Below are 245 nucleotides of genomic sequence, written 5' to 3'. Positions count from 1 at the left end.
ATCACCGGTTATTCGATATGGATGATGGGGCTCCACCTCGTAATCAAGGCGGATGCGCTTTTTGTTCGCGTCCACAATAAAGTCATTGTACAGATCGACGATTAAATCATCAAGAAAGATCGTTTCTGCCTTAAACTTGCCGCTTTCAGACTCAAATTGTTTTAATAAATTTAAATTATTGATTAATTTACCAAACCTGATGACCTCCTCATTTAAATAATTTAATTTCTCTGCTGTAATCGGAG

General features: G+C 36.7%; 1 pseudogene. It reads right to left on the bottom strand.

Annotated features, from left to right (window positions below):
* Positions 1–245: pseudogene (locus tag RYX56_RS24510) on the bottom strand (two-component sensor histidine kinase); the annotation flags it as partial.

Source organism: Alkalihalophilus lindianensis (genome assembly GCF_032843265.1).
Classification (GTDB): domain Bacteria; phylum Bacillota; class Bacilli; order Bacillales; family Bacillaceae_D; genus Alkalihalophilus; species Alkalihalophilus lindianensis.
This window is presented reverse-complemented; position numbering and strand designations above follow the sequence as displayed.